Genomic DNA, 5835 nt, shown 5'->3' with positions numbered 1-5835 from the left:
CGCGCCCGGCAGCGGCCGAAGCGGAGGGCGCGCCGCCGGAATCGCCGCGGCCCGTGCTGGTGGCGAGCGCGCCGGCGGCGCCTTCGCCCGAGGACAATATCGGCCCGCTGCAATCCTTGCCGGAATCGGTGCAGCGCGAGATCCCGCGGGTCAGCTTCGGCGGTTATATCTATTCGCCGAATCCGGCCGAGCGCCTGCTGCTGGTCGACAAGATGCTGCGCCGCGAAGGCGAGGAAGTCGCCCCCGGACTGGTGCTGGAGCGCCTGCTGCCCAAGGCGGCGATCATGAACTACCGGGGCACCCGCTATCGTGTCGCTTACTGACGCCGGGCCGGTGCTGGGCGTGGTCGGCTGGTCCGGCAGCGGCAAGACCTCGCTGCTGGAAGCCCTGATCGCCCGGCTGGCGGCGCGGGGACTGCGGATCAACGTCGTCAAGCACAGCCACCACGACGTCGAGCTGGAGCCGCCGCGCAAGGACAGCGCGCGCCTGCGCATGGCCGGGGCGGCCGAGGTGATGCTGGCCTCTCCCCACCGCGTCGCCATCCTGCGCGAACTGCGCGGGGCGCAGGAGCCTGCGCTGGCCGAGCACCTGGCGCGGCTGGCGCCGGCCGACCTGACCCTGGTGGAAGGCTACAAGTGGGAGCGCATGCCCAAGCTGGAAGTGTGGCGCCCGAGCCTGGGACGGCCGGCCCTGTATCCCGGGGATCCCGACATCGTGGCGGTGGCGTCGGACGCGCCGCGGCCGCGGGACGGCGGCGGGCAGGGCGGACCCGCGTGGCTGGACCTGAATGATCCGGATCAAGTGCTGGCCTGGCTGGAAAAATGGATGCGTTCGAGGGCCTAAAGTTCTCCTTCCCGCCGCCGTAAACGGTGGATACGCCTTAATGGGAGAACGACATGGATGTGTCCAGCATTGCCAAGCTGTCCACCAGCATCGCCGAAACCGGCCAGCGTCAGGAAGTGAGCCTTGCCGTGTTCAAGAAGGCCCAGCAGATCCAGGAAGCCACCGCCACCCAGTTGCTCGAAGCGCTGCCGGCGGTGCAGCCGGCGAACCTGCCGGCGCATCTGGGGAACAAGATCAATACGACGGCCTGAGCCGGCGTTTTGCAGCTTTCCCCGCCCAGCCAGGAGACTTTCGCATGACCCACCGCCACGCCCTGATCGCCGCCGCCCTGGCCGGCGTCTGCGCCCAGGCAGCCGCCCAGGACCAGATGGGCGTGCCGAAAGCCGACCAGGAAGCCTGCTACGGCGTCGCCAAGGCCGGCCAGAACGACTGCGGCACCGCCACCCACGGCTGCGCCGGCGTCGCCAAGGTCGACAATGACCCGAACGAATGGAAGTTCGTCGCCAAGGGTACCTGCACCCAGCTGGGCGGTTCGCTCGAGGCCGGCAAGGCGCCGCAGGACAAGGCCGTCCCGGCCGAGCCGGCCAAGGCCGACGCCAGGAAGTAGGCATGTCCGCCCCCGCTGCGGCCCCAATGGGGGCCACTGCGGCCGGCGTGGGCTTGCGCACGCCGCACTACCGCGCCTTCCTCGAAGGGCGTCCGGCGGTCGGCTTCATCGAAGTCCATAGCGAGAACTACCTCGCCCGCGCCGGCTGGGACTGGCACGTGCTGGCCGAACTGCGCCGCGACTATCCCGTCAGCCTGCATGGCGTCGGCCTCGGCCTCGGCTCGGCGCGCGGCTTTTCGAACGCCCACCTGGAGCGCGTGCGCGCGCTGGTCGAGGCGATCGATCCCTTCCTCGTTTCCGAACACCTGAGCTGGGGCGCGCTGGCCGACCGCCAGCTCAACGACCTGCTGCCGCTGACGCTGGACGGGGCCGCGCTGGCGCTGCTGTGCGAGCGGGTCGACCGGGTGCAGCAAGCACTGGGCCGGCGCCTGCTGGTCGAGAACGTCTCGGCCTATGTGCGCTTTCGCGCCGACACCATGAGCGAGGCCGCCTTCCTGGCCGAACTGGCGCGCCGCACCGGTTGCGGCATCCTGCTCGACGTGAACAACCTCTACGTCAACCAGCGCAACCACGGCGAAGACGCGCGCGCCGCCATCGCCGCGTTGCCTAGGGGAAGCGTCGGCGAAATCCACCTAGCCGGCCACCTCGAAACGCCGCTGGCCCTGGTCGACCACCATGGCGCGGCCGTGGCCGAACCGGTCTGGGAGCTGTACCGCGCCGCGCTGGCGCGTTTCGGCCGGGTGCCGATCTTGGTAGAGTGGGATGCCGAGCTGCCGCCGATCGACGGCCTGCTGGCGGAGGCGGCCAGGGCCGATGCGATCGCGCGGGATTATCCGGCGCCCGCCGCCGTCCCGTTTGTGCGCCCCCGCGTACCGGCGGCGCCGGCGGGCGAGCCAATGGCCACGCTCCAGCAGCGCTTCGGGGCGGCACTGTTCGAGCGCGCCCAGGAAGCCGCCATGCAGCCCTTCCTCCACGAGGGCGCAATCGAGCGGCTGGCGCTGTACCGCGCAAACCTGGGCGCCGGCTGGGAGCGCGCCCTGGGCGAGGCCTATCCCGTGCTGCGCCAGCTGGTGGGCGAGGAATGCTTCGCCGGCCTGGCGCGTGCCTACGGCAAGGCAGCGCCGTCGCAAGACCCGGACCTGGCCTGCTTCGGCGCGCGCTTGGCGGACTTCCTCGCGGGATGCGACGCAGCCGCGCCATACCCCTATTTGCCGGACGTGGCGCGGCTCGAGTGGGCGGTGCACCGGGCCTATCTGGCGCCGGATGCGACGCCGCTCGGGCTGGAAGCGCTGGCGGCGCTGTCCCCGGAGGCGCTGGATGGCGCCCGATTCACCCTGCACCCGTCGGTGAGCCTGCTGCGCAGCCGCTGGGCCATCGCCGCGCTGTGGCGGGCGCACCAGCCGGGCGGCCCGGCATTGCCGGCGCACGCCGACACGCCGTGCACGGCACTGGTCGTGCGGCGCGGCTGGCGGGTAGAGGTGGTGGAAGCGGGTGCGGCGCAAGCGGCGGCCCTGGATAGTCTGGCGCAGGGCGCCGGCTTCGGCGCGGCGCTCGATGCGGCGCTGGCCGCCGCAGCGGCAGGGGAGGGGGCGCCGGACGTCGGCGCCATGCTGCAGGGCTGGTTCAGGCTCGGCATCGTGACCGCGATTGCGGCAGACGGTGCTGCCCGGGGGCAGCCCTGAGGCCTGGATCAGTGGAAGGCGCGCAGGATGCGCTGTTCGCCGGTGCGGTCGCTGTAACGCTCGTTGGCGGCGCGGGTGGCGGCCATCATGCGCTCGAGCTGGGCGTCTTCGAAACGCGCCAGTTCCTCGTTCGCCGCTTCCAGCGCCAGCGCCAGCTTGGCGCGTGCGTTCTGGTACAGGGCACTGGTGTAGTGGTCGGTATTTTTCAGCAGCTCTTCCGCATTCTCGATGACGAGACGCAGGTCTCCGATGAGCTGCTCCTGGGACTGGGCGCGGTTCGGGGTTTCCATGGCTTCACCTGTGGCCGGTTGATATAAGTCGATCCTGATGACTTAAAATATAAACAAGGAAGCCCCGCTCTGTTTGTTAGGGCGCAAACATAAGCCCGCTGTTTTTCGCCATTTCCCGCGCCCGTTTCCGGCTTATCGGACCCGGATCCGCACGTCGCCCACGGTCACGGTCTGGCCGCTGCGGATCTTGGCGGTCTTGCGCAGTTCCTGCTTGCCGTCGACCGACACCGCGCCGCTGGCGACCATGTTCTTGCCGGCGCCGCCGCTGTCGACCAGGCCGACCAGCTTCATCAACTGGTTGAGCTCGACGAACTCGGCCGTCAAATCGAAATCTATGTTTTGCATGCTGTCCTCGGGGAATTGAAAAGGGCACCTGAAGGTGCCCCGAAAGTGTTACTCGGCCCTATCCGGCCGGGTCATGTCGATCGGCACGATCCATTCGTCGAACTGCTGCTCGGTAACGAAACCCGATTGCAGCGCGGCCTGGCGCAGGGTCAGGCCTTCGTGCGACGCGGTCTTGGCGATCTGCGCGGCGCGATCATACCCGATGTGCGGGGCCAGTGCGGTCACCAGCATCAGCGATTTTTCCATCAGCTCGGCGATGCGCGCATGGTTGGGCTCGATGCCGCGGGCGCAGTGCTCGTCGAACGAGCGCATGCCGTCGGCCAGCAGGCGGGCGCTCTGCAGGAAGTTATGGGCGATCATGGGCTTGAACACGTTCAGTTCGAAATTGCCCTGCGAGCCGCCGACCGTGATCGCGACGTCGTTGCCGAACACCTGGCAGCACAGCATGGTGAGCGCTTCGCACTGGGTCGGGTTGACCTTGCCCGGCATGATCGAGCTGCCCGGCTCGTTCTCGGGAATGGTGATCTCGCCCAGGCCCGAACGCGGGCCCGAGGCCATCCAGCGCACGTCGTTGGCGATCTTCATCAGGGCCGCGGCCAGGGTCTTGAAGGCGCCGTGGCACGACACCATGGCCTCGTGCCCGGCCAGCGCCATGAACTTGTTGGGCGCGCTCTTGAAGGACAGGCCCGTGCGCGAGCTGAGCTCGGCCGCGATGCGCGGCGCGAAATCCGGGTGCGCGTTCAGGCCGGTGCCGACCGCCGTGCCGCCGGCCGCCAGGCCCAAGAGGCCGGGCAGGGTGGCGCGGATCGCGCTTTCCGCGAATTCCAGCTGGGCGACGTAGCCCGAGAATTCCTGGCCGAGGGTGAGCGGGGTGGCATCCTGCAGGTGGGTGCGGCCGATCTTGACGATGTCCTCGAAATCGCGCGACTTGCGCAGCAGCGTGGCGCGCAGCTGGCCGAGGGCCGGCAGCAGGTTCTGCGCCACGGCAATGGCGGCCGCCACGTGCATCGCGGTGGGGAAGATGTCGTTCGACGACTGGCCCATGTTGACGTGGTCGTTCGGGTGCAGCAGGCGCTTTTCGCCACGCTCGCCCTTCAAGAGTTCGGAACCCCGGTTGGCCAGGACCTCGTTCATGTTCATGTTGCTCTGGGTGCCGGAACCGGTCTGCCAGACCGCCAGCGGGAATTCCTGCGGGTGGCGGCCTTCGAGCACCTCGTCGGCGGCGCGCATGATGGCATCGGCCTTGTCGGCCGGGAGCTTGCCGAGCGAGCGGTTCACCGCCGCGGCGGCGCGCTTGACCTGGGCCAGGGCGGCGACCAGTTCCGGCGCCAATCGCTCGGTCGAGATGTGGAAATGGTGGAGCGAACGCTGGGTCTGGGCGCCCCAGAGGCGGTCGGCGGGGACCTCGATCGGGCCGAAACTGTCCTTCTCAATCCTGTTTTCCATGTTGGGATCCTGTTGTGAGCGGCGTTGATTAAAGAGTTTAGCCGATTGTCCGTTAATGACGTTCAGGCTTACTACTTCCATCCTATGGCTTGCCGCCTTCCATTGTTATTCTCATGCGCGCTGCTGGCCGCCACGTCCTGGCCGGCCCGGGCGGCCGAACTCGGCGAGCCGCGGGTGAGCTCCTTCATCGGCCAGCCGCTGGTGGCCGACATCGAGCTGACCATGCTGGAAGACGCCGCCCACCCGGTCCAGGTGCGCCTGGCGCATCCGGAGGTCTACCGCGGCGCCAACATCGGCATGCCGGCGGTGCTGTCCACGCTCCGGATGTCGGTGATGCGGCGCGACGGACGCCAGTTCCTGCACCTCACTTCGCTGGGCGCGGTGGAGTCCGAGCACCTGCACGTCTACCTCGAACTGGCGGACGGCGCGCAGCGCAGCGTGCGGCTGGCGACCCTGTGGCTGTCGCCGGATCCGGCGCCGCCGCCTCCGGTCCCTGCTGCCCCTCCTGGTGTCCCTCCTGTTGCCGCCAGGCTCGCCGAGCCCGCGCCCGCGCCGGCGGCCGCGCCGCCGCCCGTCCCGGCCCGGCCCAGGCCGGCGCCAGCCAAGCCGAAGCCGGCCGCCG

General features: G+C 69.5%; 9 protein-coding genes. 6 read left to right on the top strand and 3 right to left on the bottom strand.

Annotated features, from left to right (window positions below; all coding sequences use genetic code 11):
- The 5 genes from ACK4S9_RS23025 to ACK4S9_RS23005 form a co-directional block, all read left to right on the top strand.
- A partial coding sequence (locus ACK4S9_RS23025; protein ID WP_409730246.1) for a general secretion pathway protein GspB occupies nt 1–323 on the top strand: 323 nt, incomplete at its 5' end.
- Entirely contained in the window at nt 310–843 is a 534-nt protein-coding gene (mobB, locus tag ACK4S9_RS23020; protein WP_409730244.1) for a molybdopterin-guanine dinucleotide biosynthesis protein B, read from the top strand. The genes ACK4S9_RS23025 and mobB, both read left to right, overlap by 14 nt.
- A 53-nt stretch (nt 844–896) precedes the next feature.
- Nucleotides 897–1094, top strand: coding sequence for a YjfB family protein (locus ACK4S9_RS23015; RefSeq protein WP_036252839.1), 198 nt, complete (start codon nt 897–899; stop codon nt 1092–1094).
- Nucleotides 1095–1138: 44 nt separating this feature from the next.
- Nucleotides 1139–1450 carry a DUF2282 domain-containing protein gene (locus ACK4S9_RS23010; protein ID WP_409730242.1) on the top strand — a complete coding sequence of 104 codons (312 nt, stop codon included), beginning with the start codon at nt 1139–1141 and terminating at the stop codon, nt 1448–1450.
- A 2-nt stretch (nt 1451–1452) separates the two neighbouring features.
- The gene (locus ACK4S9_RS23005) at nt 1453–3132 is read left to right on the top strand and encodes a DUF692 family multinuclear iron-containing protein (RefSeq protein ID WP_409730240.1); all 1680 of its coding nucleotides are present in this window, start codon (nt 1453–1455) and stop codon (nt 3130–3132) included.
- A gap of 8 nt (nt 3133–3140) precedes the next feature.
- Here ACK4S9_RS23005 and ACK4S9_RS23000 read toward each other — a convergent pair whose 3' ends face one another.
- From ACK4S9_RS23000 to fumC, 3 genes are all read right to left on the bottom strand, one after another.
- A complete protein-coding gene (locus ACK4S9_RS23000) occupies nt 3141–3422 on the bottom strand; it encodes a DUF883 family protein (protein ID WP_036216047.1) in 282 nt (93 codons plus the stop codon).
- A gap of 132 nt (nt 3423–3554) precedes the next feature.
- Entirely contained in the window at nt 3555–3767 is a 213-nt protein-coding gene (locus tag ACK4S9_RS22995; protein ID WP_409730238.1) for an RNA-binding S4 domain-containing protein, read from the bottom strand.
- A 48-nt stretch (nt 3768–3815) separates the two neighbouring features.
- Nucleotides 3816–5213 carry a class II fumarate hydratase gene (gene fumC / locus ACK4S9_RS22990; protein WP_409730236.1) on the bottom strand — a complete coding sequence of 466 codons (1398 nt, stop codon included), beginning with the start codon at nt 5211–5213 and terminating at the stop codon, nt 3816–3818.
- Nucleotides 5214–5315: 102 nt separating this feature from the next.
- Between fumC and ACK4S9_RS22985 the strand changes: the two genes are divergently transcribed.
- The coding region (locus ACK4S9_RS22985; RefSeq protein WP_409730235.1) for a FimV family protein at nt 5316–5835 on the top strand (520 nt) is incomplete at its 3' end.

Source organism: Massilia sp. (assembly GCF_046293535.1).
GTDB lineage: Bacteria > Pseudomonadota > Gammaproteobacteria > Burkholderiales > Burkholderiaceae_D > Telluria.
This window is presented reverse-complemented; position numbering and strand designations above follow the sequence as displayed.

What these genes read in the sequence shown, in the direction of transcription:
- ACK4S9_RS23000 (WP_036216047.1), bottom strand. Translation starts at nt 3,422, where the DNA reads ATGGAAACCCCGAACCGCGCCCAGTCCCAGGAGCAGCTCATCGGAGAC.
- ACK4S9_RS23005 (WP_409730240.1), top strand. Translation starts at nt 1,453, where the DNA reads ATGTCCGCCCCCGCTGCGGCCCCAATGGGGGCCACTGCGGCCGGCGTG.
- ACK4S9_RS23015 (WP_036252839.1), top strand. Translation starts at nt 897, where the DNA reads ATGGATGTGTCCAGCATTGCCAAGCTGTCCACCAGCATCGCCGAAACC.
- fumC (WP_409730236.1), bottom strand. Translation starts at nt 5,213, where the DNA reads ATGGAAAACAGGATTGAGAAGGACAGTTTCGGCCCGATCGAGGTCCCC.
- ACK4S9_RS23010 (WP_409730242.1), top strand. Translation starts at nt 1,139, where the DNA reads ATGACCCACCGCCACGCCCTGATCGCCGCCGCCCTGGCCGGCGTCTGC.
- ACK4S9_RS22995 (WP_409730238.1), bottom strand. Translation starts at nt 3,767, where the DNA reads ATGCAAAACATAGATTTCGATTTGACGGCCGAGTTCGTCGAGCTCAAC.